This is a genomic window from Kosakonia radicincitans DSM 16656 (assembly GCF_000280495.2).
GTDB classification, from domain to species: domain Bacteria; phylum Pseudomonadota; class Gammaproteobacteria; order Enterobacterales; family Enterobacteriaceae; genus Kosakonia; species Kosakonia radicincitans.
Window position 1 is genome coordinate 5125553 of the sequence record NZ_CP018016.1, and the last position, 19556, is coordinate 5145108.

17 protein-coding genes are annotated in these 19556 nt (G+C 55.8%); 3 read left to right on the forward strand and 14 right to left on the reverse strand.

Translation table 11 applies throughout. From position 1 onward, the window contains the following. Window positions 1-105 precede the first annotated feature (105 nt). Together Y71_RS24585 and Y71_RS24590 are read left to right on the forward strand one after the other, a co-directional pair. Window positions 106-2040, forward strand: a complete 1935-nt coding sequence (locus Y71_RS24585) for a methyl-accepting chemotaxis protein (RefSeq protein WP_007372762.1) — start codon at window positions 106-108, stop codon at window positions 2038-2040. Window positions 2041-2521: 481 nt separating this feature from the next. After that, window positions 2522-4456: a methyl-accepting chemotaxis protein gene (locus Y71_RS24590; protein ID WP_035943040.1), complete on the forward strand. Its 1935-nt coding sequence runs from the start codon at window positions 2522-2524 to the stop codon at window positions 4454-4456. On the opposite strand, the gene Y71_RS24595 is transcribed toward Y71_RS24590, so the two are convergent. Further along, window positions 4453-6072, reverse strand: coding sequence for an isovaleryl-CoA dehydrogenase (locus Y71_RS24595; protein WP_007372760.1), 1620 nt, complete (start codon window positions 6070-6072; stop codon window positions 4453-4455). The two genes, Y71_RS24590 and Y71_RS24595, sit on opposite strands and share 4 nt — an antisense overlap. Window positions 6073-6265: 193 nt before the next feature. Between Y71_RS24595 and Y71_RS24600 the strand changes: the two genes are divergently transcribed. Next, window positions 6266-7555, forward strand: a complete 1290-nt coding sequence (locus Y71_RS24600) for an MFS transporter (protein WP_007372759.1) — start codon at window positions 6266-6268, stop codon at window positions 7553-7555. Window positions 7556-7590: 35 nt separating this feature from the next. Here Y71_RS24600 and Y71_RS24605 read toward each other — a convergent pair whose 3' ends face one another. From Y71_RS24605 to rnr, 13 genes are all read right to left on the reverse strand, one after another. After that, on the reverse strand, window positions 7591-8754 hold the full coding sequence (locus tag Y71_RS24605; protein ID WP_007372758.1) for a glutathionylspermidine synthase family protein: 1164 nt from the start codon (window positions 8752-8754) through the stop codon (window positions 7591-7593). Window positions 8755-8756: 2 nt separating this feature from the next. Further along, window positions 8757-9392 (reverse strand): DUF1190 domain-containing protein, encoded by a 636-nt coding sequence (locus Y71_RS24610; protein WP_007372757.1) that lies wholly within the window; start codon window positions 9390-9392, stop codon window positions 8757-8759. Between the two features lie 9 nt (window positions 9393-9401). Beyond that, window positions 9402-9800 (reverse strand): DUF350 domain-containing protein, encoded by a 399-nt coding sequence (locus Y71_RS24615; RefSeq protein ID WP_007372756.1) that lies wholly within the window; start codon window positions 9798-9800, stop codon window positions 9402-9404. A 14-nt stretch (window positions 9801-9814) separates the two neighbouring features. Continuing rightward, window positions 9815-10474, reverse strand: coding sequence for a DUF2491 family protein (locus tag Y71_RS24620; RefSeq protein ID WP_007372755.1), 660 nt, complete (start codon window positions 10472-10474; stop codon window positions 9815-9817). Beyond that, a complete protein-coding gene (locus Y71_RS24625; protein WP_007372754.1) occupies window positions 10474-11172 on the reverse strand; it encodes a PspA/IM30 family protein in 699 nt (232 codons plus the stop codon). The genes Y71_RS24620 and Y71_RS24625 overlap by 1 nt, the downstream gene beginning before the upstream one ends. A gap of 20 nt (window positions 11173-11192) precedes the next feature. After that, window positions 11193-11594: a YjfI family protein gene (locus Y71_RS24630; protein WP_007372753.1), complete on the reverse strand. Its 402-nt coding sequence runs from the start codon at window positions 11592-11594 to the stop codon at window positions 11193-11195. Between the two features lie 120 nt (window positions 11595-11714). After that, window positions 11715-12449 carry a 23S rRNA (guanosine(2251)-2'-O)-methyltransferase RlmB gene (gene rlmB / locus Y71_RS24635; RefSeq protein WP_007372752.1) on the reverse strand — a complete coding sequence of 245 codons (735 nt, stop codon included), beginning with the start codon at window positions 12447-12449 and terminating at the stop codon, window positions 11715-11717. Between the two features lie 99 nt (window positions 12450-12548). Continuing rightward, window positions 12549-13328, reverse strand: a complete 780-nt coding sequence (locus Y71_RS24640) for an ABC transporter ATP-binding protein (protein ID WP_007372751.1) — start codon at window positions 13326-13328, stop codon at window positions 12549-12551. Continuing rightward, the gene (locus Y71_RS24645; RefSeq protein ID WP_007372750.1) at window positions 13328-14098 is read right to left on the reverse strand and encodes an ABC transporter permease; all 771 of its coding nucleotides are present in this window, start codon (window positions 14096-14098) and stop codon (window positions 13328-13330) included. The genes Y71_RS24640 and Y71_RS24645 overlap by 1 nt, the downstream gene beginning before the upstream one ends. Further along, window positions 14095-15099 (reverse strand): taurine ABC transporter substrate-binding protein, encoded by a 1005-nt coding sequence (locus tag Y71_RS24650; RefSeq protein WP_007372749.1) that lies wholly within the window; start codon window positions 15097-15099, stop codon window positions 14095-14097. Before Y71_RS24650 ends, Y71_RS24645 begins: the two co-directional genes overlap by 4 nt. Window positions 15100-15155: 56 nt before the next feature. Next, window positions 15156-15908 carry a cysteate racemase gene (cuyB, locus tag Y71_RS24655; RefSeq protein ID WP_050998957.1) on the reverse strand — a complete coding sequence of 251 codons (753 nt, stop codon included), beginning with the start codon at window positions 15906-15908 and terminating at the stop codon, window positions 15156-15158. Further along, window positions 15901-16917, reverse strand: coding sequence for a D-cysteate sulfo-lyase (gene cuyA / locus Y71_RS24660; protein WP_007372747.1), 1017 nt, complete (start codon window positions 16915-16917; stop codon window positions 15901-15903). The genes cuyB and cuyA overlap by 8 nt, the downstream gene beginning before the upstream one ends. A 185-nt stretch (window positions 16918-17102) precedes the next feature. Further along, the gene (gene rnr, locus Y71_RS24665; protein ID WP_007372746.1) at window positions 17103-19547 is read right to left on the reverse strand and encodes a ribonuclease R; all 2445 of its coding nucleotides are present in this window, start codon (window positions 19545-19547) and stop codon (window positions 17103-17105) included. Between the last annotated feature and the right edge of the window lie 9 nt (window positions 19548-19556).

A 19556-nucleotide genomic window follows, 5' to 3' on the forward strand; every position in this document is an offset into this window, starting at 1 on the left:
TTAATGTAAAGATATCTCGATGTAACACTTTGTTACACTGACACACTAAATGTTATTCGATTTGTGCCGTTGAAGGTGCTTCATACACAGAACAACGGACAAATTATGCGCGCCTTTTTATCCCGCACTGGCCTCGGTGCCAAATTGTCACTTATGACTGGCGCAAGCGTTGCAACGCTATTCCTCCTGTTTACTTTTCTGATGAGCAATAAAGCCAGCCAACAACTGGAAACGCTGGCCATGGAAGACCTGCACAATCAATCCACCGGCGTGGTGGATATGGTTGAAATGTTCAACAGTAGTCTCAGCGAAGAGGTGGAAAGCTACACGCGCTTGTTCAGCAGTTTCCTGCCGCAACCACTGGCGGTCGATCCGCAACAGCGCCGCGAAATTAATGGCATTGATGTTCCGCTATTCAAAGGCGGCGACACCGAGCTGCATAACAACAATACCATTCCCGATGATTTTCTGAACCGCACCGGCGCGATCGCCACGCTGTTTGTACGCAGCGGCGATGACTTCGTCCGCGTGGCCACCTCGCTGCGCAAAGAAAATGGCGATCGCGCGATTGGCACCCGGCTGGACAATGCCAGCCCGGCTTTCGCCCCGGTAATGAAAGGCGAGGTTTATCGCGGCCTGGCGCTGCTGTTTGGCAAACGCTACATCACTCAGTATCAACCGGTGAAAGACGCCAGCGGCAATACCATCGCCATCCTGTTTGTCGGCATCGATATCTCCCGCTCGTGGCAGATCATGCGCAGCAAGATCCTCGGCCGTAAGCTGGGGGAAAGCGGCCATTTCTTTGTGATCGATCGTAATGCAGGCAAGAACTACGGCAGCTACCTGTTCCATGATTCCGAGGAAGGCAAACGCCCGCAGTGGGATGAAAATGATCTGCAAACGCTGCTCAAAACCAGCAGCGGCACGCTGGCCCGCACCAATGCCGATGGCCGCACAATGTTGATGTCTTACACCACATTACCCGGCTGGAACTGGAGCGTGGTCGGTGAAGTGGACAAAGAGGTGCTGTTGCAGGACGTCAACCGCATGCGCAACCTGTTCCTGCTGGCTGGCGTGGTGGTTTCCCTGCTGTTTGCCGCCATGTTCGTGGTGATTATTCGCCGCTGGCTCACCCGCCCGCTGCGCCAGGTGATCGATCTGGCTCAACGCTATGCCGCCGGGGATCTGCGCGCCACACTTACCGTTGATCGTCAGGATGAAGTCGGACAGTTGATTGCCGCCATTAACGGCATTGGTGATGGCCTGCACACCATTGTATTGCAGGTGCGCGAATCCGCAGCAGAGATCAACCTCGGCACCAATGCGCTGGCTTCCGACAGCAGCGAAATCAGCGAACAGATCAACAAGCAGGCCAGCAGCGTGGAAGAGACGTCCGCCAGCATGGAGCAGCTGGCCGCCACCGTGCAGCAAAATGCCGCCAATATGGAACAGACGCAAAGCCTGGTGAATGACACCACCGATGCCGTGCAAAAAGGCGGCGAAACCGTGGATCACTCGGTGGCAACCATGGAAGATATTCGTGAAGCCTCGCAGCGTATCGCTGATATCACCCATGTTATTGAATCCATTGCCTTCCAGACCAACATTCTGGCGCTGAACGCCGCAGTGGAAGCTGCCCGCGCAGGTGAACACGGTAAAGGTTTTGCGGTGGTAGCCCAGGAAGTCCGCGCGCTGGCCGCACGCAGCGCCAACGCGGTGAAGGAGATCGAGGTGTTGATTGGCGACACGCTGAAGAAAGTAGGCGAAGGCCACGCCCAGTCGGAAGCGACGCGAGTGGCGATGCAATCGATCATCAGCCATATGAGCGATATCAATAACTTAGTTCATGAGATTAACCATGCATCCCGTGAGCAGTCGGCAGGGATCAGCCAGGTCAATCTGGCAATGACGCACATTGGCGATGCCACGCATGTCAACGCCGGACGCGTATCGCAAAGCGAAGAAACCGCCCGCACATTGCGGGAAAAAGGGGCGCATCTGACGGAACTGGTCAGCCTGTTCCGCTTGAGAATGGATTAACATCCCTGCCCGCGGCACAGAGAGTCACAGGTCAGACTTCATCTGTTTATCTGCTCTTTCTGTGCTGCGGGCCATCAATTTATAAGGATTTACCTGGATCCCACTCTCTTTAGCGCCCGTCGGTAAAAAGTCACTGTTATTTTCACAGAGAATTTATAGTTAAAAAACAGCCAGAAAAGTCATTGCCTTAAAATAATCATGACCAGTGAAATGAGGAAAGAAGAAAACCGATAGAGATAAATATATTTAGCATGCAGAAAATACTCACCTCATTCTCATGAAATATTATTAAAATCACCGCATTTCAGAGCCATACATTTCTTTCCGGAATGCTAACCCGCTTTTCTGGGCATGAATACATACACAATAATTATATTTTATGGCGAACAGCCATTAATGAATTTTCGCTATTTTGACAATCAAATTTGCATCTCCTATTGTTCGGCGGTAATGGCATACCCGCAAAATATATGGACATCCTATGAGACCCCTTTTTATTCGCACTGGCCTCGGTGCCAAATTGTCGCTCCTGACTGGCATAAGCGTTGCTGCGCTTTTCCTTTTATTTACTTTTTTGATGAGCAATAAAGCCAGCCAGTTACAGGAAACGCTGGCCATGGAAGATCTGCGTAACCAGACCACCGGCGTGGTGAGTATGGTCGAAATGTTCAACAGCAGTATTAGCGAAGAAGTGGAAAGCTACACGCGTTTGTTCAGCAGCTTCCTGCCACAGCCGCTGGCAGTCGATCCGCAACAGCGCCGCGAAATTAGCGGCATTGATGTCCCACTGTTCAAAGGCGGCGACATCGAGCTGCACAACAACAACGCTATCGCAGATGATTTTCTGCAGCGTACCGGCGCGATCGCCACGATATTCGTGCGTAGCAACAGTGATTTCGTCCGCGTGGCCACCTCGCTGCGTAAAGAGGATGGCGAGCGCGCAATTGGTACCCGCCTGGAAAAAACCAGCCCGGCTTTCACCTCAATCATGAAAGGCGAGGTTTACCGCGGCCAGGCGTTGCTGTTCGGCAAACGCTATATCACTCAGTATCAACCGGTGAAGGATGCCAGCGGTAATGTCATCGCCATCCTGTTTGTCGGCGTCGATATCTCCCGTTCCTGGGACGTAATGCGCAGCAAAATCCTCGATCACAAGCTGGGCGATAACGGCCACATTTTCGTACTCGATCGTAATGAGGGTGATGATTACGGTAGCTATCTGTTCCATGACACTGAGGAAGGCAAGCGCCCGCAGTGGGATGAAAACGATCTGCAAACGCTGCTGAAAAACAGCGAAGGCACGCTGGAACGCGAAAGTGAAGATGGTCGCACGCTGCTGATGTCTTACACCACGCTCCCCGGCTGGAACTGGGCCGTGGTCGGTGAAGTGGACAAAGACCTCCTGTTGCAGGATGTCACCTTCATGCGCAACCTGTTCCTGCTGGCAGGCGTTGTAATCTCCCTGCTGTTTGCCGCCATGTTCGTGGTGATTATTCGCCGCTGGCTCACCCGCCCGCTGCGTAGCGTCATTGAGCTGGCCCAGCGTTATGCCGCCGGGGATCTGCGCGCCACGCTCGCCGTCGATCGCCAGGATGAAGTCGGCCAGTTGATCACCGCCATTAACGGCATTGGCGATGGCCTGCACACCATTGTGTTGCAGGTGCGCGAATCCGCAGCGGAGATTAACCTTGGCACCAATGCGCTGGCTTCCGATAGCAGTGAGATCAGCGAGCAGATCAACAAGCAGGCCAGCAGCGTGGAAGAGACGTCCGCCAGCATGGAGCAGCTGGCCGCCACCGTGCAGCAAAACGCAGCCAACATGGAACAGACGCAAAGCCTGGTGAATGACACCACCGACGTGGTGCAAAAAGGCGGCGAGACCGTCGCCCTTTCTGTCACGACGATGGAAGATATTCGCACGGCTTCACAGCGGATTGCCGATATCACCCATGTTATTGAATCCATTGCTTTCCAGACCAATATTCTGGCGCTGAACGCCGCGGTGGAAGCCGCCCGCGCAGGCGAAAACGGGAAAGGTTTTGCAGTGGTCGCACAGGAAGTTCGTGCGCTGGCGTCACGCTGCGCTAACGCGGTGAAGGAGATCGAAGTGCTGGTTGGCGACACGCAGAAGAAAGTGGGCGAAGGTCATGCTCAGTCAGAAGCGACGCAAGTGGCAATGCAATCGATCATCCACCACATGAACCATATCAACCAGTTGGTCGGTGAAATCAACCACGCTTCCCGCGAGCAGTCGGCGGGGATCAATCAGGTCAACCTGGCGATGACGCACATCGGCGATGCCACCAATATCAACGCCGGGCGGGTGTCGCATAGCGAAGAAACCGCCCAGGCGCTGCGGGAAAAAGGCGCTAATCTGACCCGTCTGGTGAGCCAGTTCCGCCTGAAAGTGGATTAATTTGCCCCACCCGTGGCGCGGAGCAGCAGGTCGTCCTGAATCTGGCTGGCCAGCGGCGACGAACCACGGGTATCGAGCATCACCTGGCACCAGGCTTGCGCTATCGGCGGCGACGCGTGGCGCAACATTTGCGCTCCGCATCCCAACAGAAAGAGTTGTTGGGTAATGGCTCTTCCCTGCGTTTCATTCGATTTATGCAGTTGCGGCTGCAACTGCCGCCAGGCGCGATCGAAATGGCGATCCAGACCTTTCACCGCGCCAAACTCTTCAGCCAACAGCGCCATCACGCCCGATTGCTTGCTCAACACGCGCAGCACATCCAGGCACATCACATTGCCGGAGCCTTCCCAGATGCTGTTCACCGGCATTTCACGATACAGGCGCGGCAACTCATTATCTTCGCAGTAGCCAATCCCGCCGAGCACCTCCATCGCTTCCGCGACAAAAGGAATGCCCGCCTTGCAGACGGCAAATTTCGCCGCCGGGGTAAATAACCGCGCCCATAACGCCTCCTGTGCGTCAGCGCGGAGATCCCAGGCGCGTGCCAGACGAAACAGAAACGCGGTTTGCCCTTCCAGTTGCAGCGCCATACGGCTGAGAACGTCGCGCATCAATGGTTGATCGACCAGATTTTTGCCAAAAGCCTGCCGGTGGTGCGCATGGTATAGCGCCACCGAAAAAGCGCGCCGCATCAAACCGTGGCTGCCCAGTGCGCAATCAAAACGCGTCAGGCCGCCCATCTTCAGAATTTGCCGTACGCCATCGCCCTCTTCCCCCAGCAACCAGCCGCTGGCATCGCAAAATTCCGCTTCGCTGCTGGCATTTGAGCGGTTGCCAAGCTTGTCTTTCAGCCGCTCCAGCCGTACGCCGTTGCGCTGCCCGTCGGGCAAAAAGCGCGGCACAAAGAAGCAGGACAGCCCGCCACGCGCCTGCGCCAGCACCAGATGTGCATCGCTCTGCGGTACGGAGAAGAACCATTTGTGTCCCACCAGCCGGTACACATCGCCGCTTTTTTCCGCGCGGGTGGTATTGCTCAGCACATCGGAACCACCCTGTTTTTCCGTCATCCCCATGCCGATCAGCAGGCCGCGTTTCTGGTTGCCGGGCGCCATATGCGGATCATAACGATCGCTGAGTAACGGTTTAAACCAGTCGTGAAAAGGCTTCGGCAACGCCTGTTGCAACAGCGGCGTGGCAGCAAACGTCATGGTGATGGGGCACAGCGTGCCGGATTCGACCTGCGCATGCAGGATAAAACGCGCGGCGCGAGCGACAAACGCGCCAACGCGCGCGTCTTCTTCCCACGCCAGATTGTGAACCCGGTTGGCGCACAATCCCTGCATCAATAAATGCCAGGCTGGGTGAAAACGCACATCGTCGAGCCGCTGGCCTGCGGGGTCATAACGTAACAATTCCGGCGGATTAACATTCGCCAGCCGCCCCAGTTCCAGTGATTCCGCCGTTCCCAGCTGCTGCCCAATGCTGGCAAGGAACTCGGCGTCCCACGCCGCGCCCTCGCGCATGACGGCGTCATACAGCGCGCGGTCGGAAAGGAATAAGTTGCTGTTATTCAGGGGAACAGGTTGGTTGAAAACCGTATGAGTCTGCCAGTGCATGGTGTCTCCCTCCTTCATGGGCACTGAAGGTAAGTATGGACAGCACACCTCAATGCTGCACGGGAACAGGCTCACAAGGCCGCGATCTGGCAACGCTCATTCGTGAAACGGTTCACATAATATAAGAATAATATATTTCGCCATCGATGTTCGTGGTGAATAATTTATTCTCACCTTGCAGAAGAGAATAATGATGCCGGCACCTCACGTTGCACCCAATGCGCATAAGCGCGCTTTAATTGCAGGCTCGATTGGCAACTTTATCGAGTGGTATGAATTCGCGGTTTACGGTTTTCTCGCTACCGTCATCGCCAAAAATTTCTTTCAGCTCTCGGGGGAAACGGGGCTGACCAGCTTAATCCTCACCTACGCCTCGTTTGCCATCGCCTTTTTCTTCCGCCCGCTGGGTGCCATGGTGTTCGGGCGTATCGGCGATCGTATCGGTCGCAAACCGACGCTGATTATCGTACTGGTGATGATGACGCTCGCCACTGCCGCGATCGGTCTCGTTCCGGTGTATGCCAGCATCGGCCTCGCCGCTCCGCTTATCATCACCGGTTTGCGAATTTTGCAGGGTTTATTTGCCGGTGGGGAGTACGGCGGCGCGGTGTCGTTGATGACAGAGTTCGCGCCGCGCGGCAAACGCGGGCTGTATGGCGCATGGCAATCTTTTACCGTCGCATTAGGTCTGCTGGCCGGCGCAGGCGTTGTAGCGCTGCTTTCCGCGCTGCTGACGCCAGACGCGTTGCATGACTGGGGCTGGCGCATCCCCTTTTTCCTCGCGTTACCAATGGGCGTCGTCGCGCTGTGGTTACGGGTCAGCATGGAAGAGACGCCGAGCTTCGTGCAACAGCAAGAACAACCGGTCGCCGAACGGGCGCACTTCACCGATACGCTGAAAGCCATTGTCATGGGGATTGGCCGGGTGATGGTGTGGTCTGCCGCCGGTTACACCTATCTGGTGATCATGCCTGCGTATTTACAGTCAGCGCTGCATACCGGTTTTAACCAGGCGCTGCTGATTGCGGTGATCTCCAACATTGGCTTTGCGTTAACCATTATTCCGTCCGGCATACTGAGCGATCGCATCGGGCGACGCGCCGTGATGGTGCTTGCCACCGCGTTGTTGTTAATTCTGGCGCTGCCGCTGCTAAAAATTTTGCAGGCGGAATCCAGCACATTAGCGATAAAAGCGCTGGTGGTGCTGGTTGCTGGAGGTCTGGTCGGCATGCTGGCCGGGCCAGGCCCGGCAATGCTGGCGGAGATGTTCCCCACGCGCGTACGTTATACGGGGCTGGGTCTGGCCTATTCACTATCGAACGCGCTTTTTTCCGGTTGCGCGGGGTTAATTATCACCGGCCTTATCAAAGAAACTGGCAATGTCGATATCCCGGCGTACTACGTGATGGCTACCGCCGTGGTGAGTATGGTGGCGCTGATGACGCTCAACAAAAGCGACCATTTGCGCTCGCTGGAAGAGTGAAACATCCCGGTGGCGTAGCGCTACCGGGCTTTGGTTTATCCGGCGATATAGTGCGGCACAAATCGCGAGGTATCTTTGGTGATCAGCGTACTGTCTTCGCGGATACCCATGCCGACCGCTTCATCATCCACCAGCCAGCTGCCAATCAGCGTGTAGCTGTCGCCAAAGCGCGGCAGCGGTTGAAAGGCCTGATAAATCATCGGCTCTTCGCCGTAGTCGCCCTCTTCATGGTCAATAACGTTATGTGCGCCGTCGAAGATGGTGACATTGCCGCCTTCGCGTGAAAAAAGCGGTTTGCGCACATAGCTGGCACCCGCCGCAGTTTGTGGTTTTTCACCGTCAAACCACGCGGGCAGGAGATTCGGATGATGAGGGAAATAACGCCACAGCAGCGGCAACAGCCCTTTATTGCTGAGGATGCTTTTCCATAAAGGTTCCAGCCACTGCTCGCGGCGTTTACACAGCAGCGGGCCATTCTCGTCGCGCATCATCCATTCCAGCGGATAGAGCTTAAACGCCTGGCGAATGACGTTATCGTCCAGATCCGTCAACACGCCGCCAAGGCCGAGGCCAATATCGTCGATATAAATAAAGCGCGTATCAAGACCGGCCTGGCGGGCGCAATCCTCCAGATAAAGCACGGTGCCGCGATCCTCTTCCGTCTCTTTACAGCAACAAAAGTAGAGCGGATGACGGCTCTGGATTTCACCGAAGCGGGCAATCAACTTATCCTGAATGGCATTGTACTGATCGGCATCGCGCGCAATAGTACCGTTACGCCGCGCATCCTCCATCCATAACCACTGGAAGTACGCAGACTCATACAGCGAGGTTGGCGTATCGGCGTTATATTCCAGCAGCTTGACCGGTTCCTTACCGCACCAGACAAAATCCATGCGCCCGTAAAGCGAAGGATCGCGGTTGCGCCAGCTCGTGGCAATTGCCTCCCAGTAGAGCGGCGGGATCGCCAACTGGCGGAGAATTGCCTCGTCCGCCACGGCGCGATCCACCACCTCAAGGCACATTTGATGCAGTTCGGCGGTCGGCTTTTCGATCTGCTCTTCAATTTGCCGCAGCGTAAAACGGTAGGCCCGGCTCTCATCCCAGTAAACTTCGTTATCAATAATATGGAAATCAAAGCCGTGGTCGCGGGCGATCCGCTCAAGCCCCGGACGAACGGCAACATCATGACGCAGCATGCTTATCCTCCCCAGCTTCCGCGCGCGCTGGAAGAGCGCCCAAACCCGCCGCGGGAAAAGGTGGTCGCCTTTTTGGTGGTGTAGCCATAATGGGCGCTTACGCTGCTGTGGCTGGTATCGCTACCGGAGCGCCAGCTATAGTCGCCCTGATGATTACGCCAGACCGGGCGGGAAGAGTAAGTGGAACCGCCGCTGCTGTAGCTGTATTGCTCATCGCGGTCTTTACGCACGGCTTTGCTCAACAGAAAACCGCTAAGCACCGGCATCCAGCGCTGGCCAATATTGTCGTAATAGCAGTTGTCGTATTGCTGCACGCACCAGGGCTGCGACATATTACGCGGGATCTCTTGCTCGAAACTCGCGCGCGCGTTATTCCACGCATCGCTGCATACCTGCGCGCTGTTGCCGTCGTCAACGCAATCCTGCTGCGAGGTGTAATACACGCCATCGCCATCGTTGTCATCTTTGTGGTCATTGCAGCCTTTTAAAACAAAAAAGGCGGCGCCGCCCATAATTGCCAGCGTCAGGTATTGCCCGCTTTTACGCTCTTTTGGCGCGCTAAAAATCGGGCGCTGGATGCGGCTCTGCGCGGGCGACAGGATGTCATTCTTCTGCCGGTAGTTTCTCTTTCTGGCCATGATGTTCCATTACCATGTCATGCAGGCGGCGTTAAAAATTCCGCCTGCCAGCGCGGCCGCGCCCATAAATAACCCGGCGGCTGTATTGCCGTGAATAATCTTGTCGCTCAGTTTTGGCATATAAAGACGTACACCGCCGTAGACAAGTAATTGCACCACCAGCGCAATGACGCCCCAGATTAAATAATCCGGGATACTCACTGAATTAATGGCTGCGCTGGAGAGCGGAATAACATAGCCCAACAGCGAACCGCTGAACGCTAACGATGCCGCGACATTATTCTCTTTAATTAATCGCCACTCATCGTGTGGCGTAATCCGTGTATAAATAAAAAGAAAGCAGAGCACCATTGCCATGCCAATAAAAAAATAGGCGCAAAACGCCAGCAGCGAACCCAGAATATGCAAGTCCAAATTCATAATTAACCTATGACCTTTAATGATGTCAGAGGAATATCCACTCCCAGCGCGCGCGAGTAGATCCATTCCGGCTGGTTGCGCGCATTGAATGTCTCTTCGCCATTCAATAGCAGATATTCAAATATATCGGTGGTAACTTCTCGCTGGTAAGCCATCATAAAGTTATGCACTTCCCAGCGTGCGCCAGCCTGATTGGATACGGTTTCCAGCGTATAAATCGGCTCGATATCTCCGCGCTCTTCGGCGTTAAACACGCGCTGCCACTGGCAATCACGCCAGCGGAGCGTGGTTTTGCCCATCGCCTTTGCACTCAGCATTTCGCGCCACGCCTGTTCGCCGGAAACGCCCACGCTCTCTTCATACACAAACAGCTTAATATCATCGATATTGTGGCTTTCCAGACCGCCCGAGGTGCTGATTTGCAGAAACTCATCGCCTGTCGTGTAGTAACGATGGATCATGCAACCTGCGCCAAGATCGAAGCTGCCGCAGGCGCCAACGGTGTACTCCTCGCCGGGCAGCGTGATGAGCAGTTCCTCTCCGCACAGGCGAAACAGCAGCGTATCAATGGTAAAACCCGCATGCAGATGCAATCCAAGCGGACCTTTCGCCGGGGCTGACGCATCAGCCCGCCCCAACAGGTTTTTCAGCAAGGAGAACATTACGCTTTCTGTTGCTGTTGCAGTCGCGCCAGCACATCCTGCGCCGAGGTTTTATCGCTGCCGCCGATCCCTGCCTGCGCCAGTTTTTCGTCGAGGTCGCGCCCATCGGCTACTTTCTCAAGCTGTGTTGCCGCATCCAGTCGGGCCTGGCGCTCAGCCTGGCGCGCTTGCAGACGTTTCAGGGATTCTGCTGCCGTAGCGACATTGTTTGACGCGCCAACGGTGGAAGTGGTGACGGCCTGCTGCGCGCGCTGCATCGCGTCGGTCGCTTTGATCACTTCCAGCTGTTGCTCAAACTGTTCGATACGCTGTGCCGTGGCGGTCACCGCTTTTTCTACAGCATCGCGCGAAGTTTCAAGGTTGCTCAGCACCAGCTCTTCCGCGGTAATGGTGTTCTCCAGACGGGCAATCTCGGTCGCCACTTCATTGAGCAATGCGGCATCCACATTTTTTGCCATCGCTTCCAGCGCACGGGCTTCCAGGCTGGCTTTGCGGTCACGCAGATCGGCCAGTTTGTCATGGCTCAACTTCACGCGCGCCAGCAGATCAACACGGGATTTGCCCGCCTTATCCAGCTCTGCGCGGGCATCGCGGATATGCTGTTCAAGCATGCGCACGCCCTGCGTTTCTTCGATCGACTCTTCCGCCTGAGCAATAAACGATTTACCCAGCGTAAACAGGCTTTTTAAAATTCCCATATCCTCACTCCCTGACAACGTTATTGGGTAAAATCATCGGTTAATTCGGCAAGATCCAGCGCGTTTTCCGCAAGCGTGGTGATTTCCAGCAGGATATCGTCAAGCGAAGAGTTGAGTGACAGTGCGCCGAACGCGACATAATACTCTTCGCCGTTGACCGCAGAGATGCCAACAGACGATAACGGTAAAAGTTTTTGGTTACGCAGCAGAAACGCATTAAACGCATCCTGATGCTTAATTTCGCTTAAGGGACAAATGTAGGTTTCGATAATGATTTGCCGGGAAGTCAGCAGCACGTTTAATTGCAAATCACCGTAATCATCCAGCTTAATAATTAACGCATCGGCTTCGTGTTGAATATTTAAATCCAGCGCCGTGGATTGTAATAATCCCGCGCTAAGCGACTCTACTGTCCATGCCATGATGTATATCCCGATTATTTTATCGTAATAAAATTAAGAGAAAACCTGCCGTGAAATCTTACCCGGATTCAGGGCAAAAAAAACCACCCAAATAAGGGTGGTTTTTGAGGTATTGCAGATTTAAAGCGTGCGCTGGCGCACCGCTTCAAACAGGCAGATGCCGGTCGCCACCGAGACGTTCAGCGATGAAACGCTGCCCGCCATCGGAATGCTGATCAGCTCATCGCAGTGTTCGCGGGTCAGGCGGCGCATACCTTCACCTTCCGCGCCCATTACCAGCGCCATCGGCCCGGTCATTTTGCTCTGGAACAGAGTGTGGTCCGCTTCACCGGCGGTGCCAACGATCCAGATATTCTCTTCCTGCAACTGGCGCATAGTGCGCGCGAGGTTGGTGACGCGGATCAGTGGAACGCTTTCCGCCGCGCCACACGCCACTTTTTTCGCGGTCGCATTCAACTGGGCGGATTTGTCTTTCGGCACAATCACCGCGTGAACGCCTGCTGCATCTGCACTACGCAAGCATGCGCCAAGGTTGTGCGGATCGGTAACGCCATCAAGGATCAGCAGGAACGGTTGATCGAAGCTGGCGATCAGATCCGGCAGATCGTTCTCCTGATACTGACGCCCTGGTTTCACCCGTGCAATGATCCCCTGATGCACCGCCCCTTCGCTTTTCTCATCCAGATACTGGCGATTCGCCACCTGGATCACCACGCCCTGCGCTTCCAGAGCATGGATCAGCGGCAGCAGACGTTTGTCTTCGCGGCCTTTCAGAATAAAGACTTCCTGAAAACGCTCCGGGGCGCGCTCCAGCAGTGCCTGCACCGCATGGATGCCGTAAATCATTTCACTCATTGATGGTACTCGTTTGGGGCGGTTTCGCCGTGTTATGTGGGCTGTGATTCTCATCACCTGCGCTCATTATAACCGACACGCGCCGCAGAAAGTACCTCGCTAACTTAAGTGCCGTTTCGCCTCCAGCCGTACGCGATGCAGCACGTGCTGCTTGATCTCGCCGTAGTGCGGATCGCCAGCGAGGGTTTCGATATCGCGATCGCGGCCAAACGGCAGAGAAATCTCTTCGACGATTTTGCCGGGGCGCGCTGACATGATCAGAATGCGATCGGCGAGAAACAGCGCTTCATCCACGTCGTGCGTCACGAACAGCAGCGTGGTGCGCGTTTCCAGCCAGGCGCTGCGCAGCAGTTCCTGCATCATCAGCCGGGTTTGCGCGTCCAGCGCGCCAAACGGCTCATCAAGCAGCAGCACATCCGGGCCGGGCAACCAGGCGCGCGCCAGCGCGACACGTTGTTTCATGCCGCCGGAAAGCTGCCATGGCGCATGGTGTTCAAAACCTTTCAGCCCCACGCGCGCCAGCCAGTCCAGCGCCTGGGCGTTAATCTCTTCTTTACGGTATTTGCCAAGCCGCGGGCCAAACGTCACGTTATCCAGCACCGATAACCACGGAAACAGGTTCGGCTGCTGGAAGATCATGCCGCGCGATGGTCCAGGCTGGCTCACCGTTTTTCCGGCCGCCAGAACCTGCCCGCTATCGGGCCGGGTAAACCCGGCAACCAGGTTGAGAATGGTGGATTTACCACAGCCGGAGGGGCCAAGCAGCACAACAAATTCCCCCGGCGCCAGCGCCAGCGAGATATCCTCCAGCACCGTGAACGGTTGCGGTTTTGCCGCAAACGTCAGCGAAACATTTTCCAGCGCGATTTGTGCCGTCATCACTCTTTCCCCGCCCAGGGCACCAGACCGCGTTGCAGCCCTAACAGTAATAAATCCAGTAAGTAACCAATGCCGCCCAGCAGCAGAATGCCAAGCATGACAATGTCCGTACGTAAATAAGAGCTGGCGTTGATCACCATCCAGCCGAGGCCGGAACTGGCGGCGACCATTTCGGCGGCGATCAGCGATGTCCAGCCAATGCCAATCGAAAGGCGCACGGTGGTAAATAGCTCCGGCAGCGCATCCGGTAGCACCACGCGCAAAAAGATCTGTCCTTTCGATGCACCCAGCGTTTGCGCAACGCGAATGCGTGCGCGACCAATGCGTTCCACCGCCGCGCTGGCACCGACGACCACGCTTAAAAAGGTGGCGATAAAGATCAGAAAGAATTTCGACGCTTCACCAATCCCCAGCCAGACCACCGCCAGCGGGATCAGCGCAATCTTCGGTAGCGGGCGCAGGAACTGCACAAACGGGTTGAGCACCGCGGAAAGACCGTCGGATAAGCCCATCAACAAACCCAGCGGGATACCGATGACAATCGCCACCGCAAAGGCGCTCAGCGCTCGCGCCAGGCTGACGGCGACGTGCTGCCACAGCGGCACCTGGCGGTAACCGTCCGCCAGCAGCTCTTCGGCGGTCAGACCAATGTCGGTTAGCGAAGGTAACAACAGCGGGTCCACCCATTGCCGGGTGGCCGCCACTTGCCAAATCACAAAAAAGATCGCCACTGACAGCACGCTGATGGCGATATGTTGACGCAGTTTCATTTTGCGGCGGCTGCCTCGCGGATGTAGCGCGAGTCGATGGCGCTATCCCAGTTCGCCGGGATATCACGTTTGCGGATTTCGCCAATTCCGGCGAGGAAGTTCGAGGTTTTGCTCAGCGCTTTGCCGATGCCGCTCTCGCTGGTTTGCGTGCCGTTACCCAGCCACTCAGCGGTGCCCTGCTCGCTTAATGTTGGATACTCCAGCCCGCCGAGGGTATTGGCAGCGGTAGTGACCGGTGCGCCGACCTCTTTTGCCACAATCGCGGCGGCGCGTTCAGGATCCTTTTTGAACTCATCGACTTTCTGCTGGTGTACGCGCAGGAAGGCCGTCACCGCTTGCGGATACTGCTCAGCAAAGGCTTTGCGAACCACGTAGTTGTTGTAAATCAGGTAGCCATCTTTTTGCAGATCTTTAGTGGCAAAGACCTGATGGCCGCCGGAGGATTCCAGTTCCTGGGCAAACGGCGCCCACACGTAACCGGCATCGATATCACCGCGTTTCCAGGCTGCCACCATTTCCGCCGGACGCAGCGGCAGCAAGGTAATTTTGCTGCGGTCGAGTTTATTGACGCTGATCGCTGCTTCCAGCGCATATTGCGCCGTCGAATTTGGCGGATAGGCCACGCGTTTCCCTTCGATATCACGCAGCGTTTTAATGCCATCTTTGCCAATTAAACGTTCGTAGCTGGCAATCACGCCGGAAACCCCAATAATTTCCACGGGTAATTTTCGCACAATACCGGCCGTGGCCGGACTGGAGCCGAAATTGGCAATATCGATAGCATTGCTGGCGAAATAACTGAGCGCATCCGCGCCGGAGGCGAATTGCACCCACTGAACTTTCGTATTTAAGGCTTTATCCAGCGAACCATCGGCTTTCGCCAACATTAATACCTGGGAACCGCCGCTATAAGCGACGCGTACTTCGGCTGGTGTAGCGGCAATGCTGGTATTTAGCCATAAGCTACCTGCTGCCAGTAATAAGCAGAGACTTTTTTTCATGTTATTTAATCCTGGATGTTATTAGCGCCGAACCACTATATCGACAGGCGGCGCTTTTATTTATTCAAATTATTGCGTTGGATATACGTGGAATAAGAATGGCGATAATCGAGCCAGATTTGCGCGCACTGCTGCGCCAGCGCTTGTGACGGATCGCAGGTCTGCGCGAGAAACGGCACGGCAATCGCTTCCAGCGCAACCGGCACTTCGGTACAAGCCAGAATCAGCTGTTGCGCACCGCGCTCCAGTAATGCATTTGCCTGCTTTGCCAGCAATTCACCGCCCTCGTGCAGTGCGCCGCGCTTCACGGCATAACAGCCCGGCACAAACCACTGTTGCAGTTCATCGTCATTCGGCAGCAGTACCTCAATTCCCTGCTGCGTCAGGCGCTGTTGATACCAACCCGCATCCAGCGTTCCTTGCGTGGCAATCACCCCAACCCGCTGAGGCTTGTGCGCTAAATTCGCCAGCGACGCCATTGTGGCATCCACAATGTGCAACAGCGGCGCGTTGCTGGCGCGACTGAGTTCGTCATACCAGTGATGCGCGGTGTTGCAGGGAATAGCGATATGGCTGGCGCCCGCCTGATTAAGCTTTTCAATTCCCTGAAGCAGTTGCGGCAGCGGCGATGGCCCCAGCCCGGCCAGCGCTTTTTGCCGATCGGCGATTTGCGGCACGTTCCACACCACCGACGGCAGTTGCTGCTGGTCGCTATCGGCAGGCGTCGCCTGTAACAGCTTGTGCTGAAAATCGAGCGTGGCGAGCGGCCCCATGCCGCCCAGCACGCCCAGTAAGAAGGGTTTAGCCATGGCGGGCATTCGCCTCCAGCACCTGGCGGTAACCGAATAACCCGGCCGAGCCGCCGGTGTGAATAAACACGACATTCTCGTCATGCGTGAAGTAGCCTTTGCGAATCAGATCGATAAGCCCGGCGGCACCTTTACCGGAATAAACCGGGTCGAGCAAAATGCCTTCATGGCGGGCAAACAGCGTCAGCGCTTCCAGCATGCCTTCTGTCGGCAAACCGTAACCATCACCGACGTAATCGCTATTAGCGGCCACCGCTTCACGCGGCAGATCGCCCGCCACGCCCAGCAGTTCGCGCGTACGTAACGCCAGATTCCAGACATTCTCTTCCTGCTTCGCTTTCGGTGCGCGGACGCTGATGCCCAGCACCGGCACGTGGCTGTTAGTGGCGGTGAAACCAGCCACCAGCCCGGCTTGCGTCCCGGTGCTGCCGGTAGCGTGGACGACATGATCGATGCGTAGCCGTAACTGTGAGGACTGGAATAACAGTTCTTCAGCGCAAGCAACGTAACCCAGCGCGCCGATGGCGTTGGAGCCGCCGCCGGGAATGACATACGGGCGATGCCCCTGTTCGCGCAGCTGTTCGGCATACTCTTCCATGGCTTTTTGCATATCCGTGCCGCCCGGCAGATGGGCGACAATTTCACCGCCCAGCAACTCATCCAGCAGGATGTTGCCAGAGCGCTGATAATCTTCACCAAAATCGGTGACGCGTTTTTCCAGTAGCACTTTGCTTGCCAGCCCGAGTTTTGCTGCACCGGCAATGGTCTGCCGGACGTGGTTCGACTGCGTTGCGCCCTGGGTGATAATCACGTCGGCGTTTTTCGCCAGCGCATCCGCCAGCAAAAATTCCAGCTTGCGGGTTTTATTGCCGCCCGTCGCCAGGCCGGTAGCGTCATCGCGTTTGATCCATATTTTGGGACCGCCCAGCAGCGCGCTTAAATTCTCCAGCGGTTCTAACGGCGTCGGGAAATGACCTAATGACAGGCGGGGGAAACGGGCCAGATGCATAATCGCTCCTTGGAAAACAGAGACCAACCGAAGCGAAATGCCACGGTTTTAATTCGGTAAATATGAGATGGATATTTACTATATAGATCTGTATTCGCAGGCTAACGATAAATAATAAATATCAATGTGCAGAAAATAACTAAGCCATAAAAAAAGCCCTTCACAGTGGAAGGGCTTCGCGGATATTACTGGTCGACTTTCTTTTTCGCCGCACGTTTAGCTTTGGTAGCAGCGGCTATTTTTTGCGTTTTTGCCGAGGGGTTTTTGGCTTTTTTCGCTTTGCTTTTACCTTTACCTGCGGCATCACCGCGGAAGGCACTGTCCGGCTCAAAATTCACCTTTTTCCCCATCTGCCGACGCGGTGGCTTTTTACCGCCAACGTTTTTACCCGCAGCGCCTTTTTTCGTTCTTTCACGCTCGGTTTTACCGACATTGCGCGGCGCGCGTTCGCTGGAGACCAGCGAGAAGTCGATCTTACGCTCATCCATATTGACGGCTTCAACCTTCACTTCCACCCGATCGCCGAGGCGATAGGTTTGCCCGCCGGATTCGCCAATCAGTCGCTGACCAATCTGGTCAAAACGGTAGTAGTCGTTGTCCAGCGAGGAGACATGCACCAGTCCATCGATAAACAGATCGTTCAGGCGCACAAAGAAACCGAAGCCGGTGACGCTGGCGATAACGCCCGGGAAGGTGTTGCCCACCTGATCCTGCATGAAATCGCACTTCAGCCAGTCCGACACTTCACGGGTGGCTTCATCCGCGCGGCGTTCGGTCATCGAACAGTGCTGGCCCAGTTGCAGCACCTCTTCCATGCTGTAGTGCCAGCCGCCGGTTTCGGTGCTATTGCCCTTCAGTCCCTGCTCTTTCGCCAGCAGGTACTTAATGGCGCGGTGCAATGACAAGTCCGGATAACGGCGGATCGGCGACGTAAAGTGCGCATAGGATTGCAGCGCCAGCCCGAAGTGACCACGGTTTTCCGGATCGTAAATCGCCTGTTTCATCGAGCGCAGCAGCATAGTTTGCAGCATCTCGTGATCGGGACGATCGGCAATCGACTCCAGCAACTCGGCATAATCGCGTGGTTCCGGTTTGTTGCCGCCCGGCAGTTCCAGCCCCAGCTCGGCAAGCACGGAACGGAATGCAGTGATCGCATCGGTGGTCGGTTTATCGTGAATACGGAACAGCGCCGGTTCGCCGGCTTTCTCGACGAAACGCGCTGCCGAGATGTTGGCGAGGATCATGCACTCTTCAATCAGTTTGTGCGCATCGTTACGCTGAGTCTGTTCGATACGTTCAATGCGGCGCTCGGCGTTGAAGATAAACTTCGCCTCTTCGCTCTCAAACGAGATGCCGCCGCGTTCAGCACGCGCCTGGTCGAGCACTTTGTAGAGGTTATGCAACTCTTCGATATGCTTCACCAGCGGCGCATACTGCTCGCGTAGCTCCTGATCGCCCTGCAACATATGCCACACTTTGGTGTAGGTCAGACGCGCATGGGAGCTCATCACCGCTTCGTAGAATTTAAAGCCGGTTAAACGGCCTTTCGTCGAGACGGTCATTTCGCAGACCATACACAGGCGATCCACCTGCGGGTTGAGCGAACAGAGACCGTTTGAGAGCACTTCCGGCAGCATAGGCACGACCTGCGACGGGAAATACACCGAAGTGCCACGGTTGCGCGCTTCGTTGTCGAGCGGCGTTCCGTGGCGCACGTAATAGCTCACATCGGCAATCGCCACCCACAAACGCCAGCCGCCGCCGCGTTTTTTCTCGCAATAGACGGCGTCGTCGAAGTCGCGAGCGTCTTCGCCATCGATGGTGACCAGCGGCAGATCGCGTAGATCCACACGGCCCGCTTTTGCCTCTTCCGGAACTTGCTCTTTCAGCCCGGCAATCTGTTTTTCAACTTCAGGCGGCCACTGGTAGGGAATTTCATGGGTGCGCAGCGCCATATCGACGGCCATGCCGGTACCCATGTTGTCGCCGAGCACTTCAACAATCTTACCGAGCGCTTTGGTGCGGCGTGTCGGACGCTGGGTTAACTCCACCACCACCACAAAGCCCATGCGCGCGCTCATGGTTTCTTCCGGTGGGATCAGGATGTCAAAGCTCATACGGCTGTCGTCCGGGACAACAAAACCGACGCCAGCATCGGTGAAGTAACGGCCAACAATTTGCCCGGTTTTGGGCACCAGAATACGTACGATACGCGCTTCGCGGCGGCCTTTGCGATCGGCACCCAGCGGCTGCGCCAGCACCTGGTCGCCGTGGATGCAGGTTTTCATCTGCTCGCTGGAGAGGTAAAGATCGTCTTTACGCCCTTCGACGCGCAGGAAGCCATAGCCGTCACGGTGGCCGATCACCACACCTTTCAGCAGGTCCAGCCTTTCCGGTAAGGCGTAGCACTGACGGCGGGTGAACACCAGTTGACCGTCACGCTCCATGGCGCGCAAACGACGGCGCAGCGCTTCATTTTGTTCTTCGCCTTCGATTTTCAGTTCAACCGCCAGTTCATCACGGCTGGCAGGTTTTTCGCGTTTGGCTAAGTGATCGAGGATAAATTCGCGGCTGGGAATGGGGTTGGTATATTTTTCAGATTCTCGTTCGAGGAAAGGATCTTGTGACATTGCGGGTCC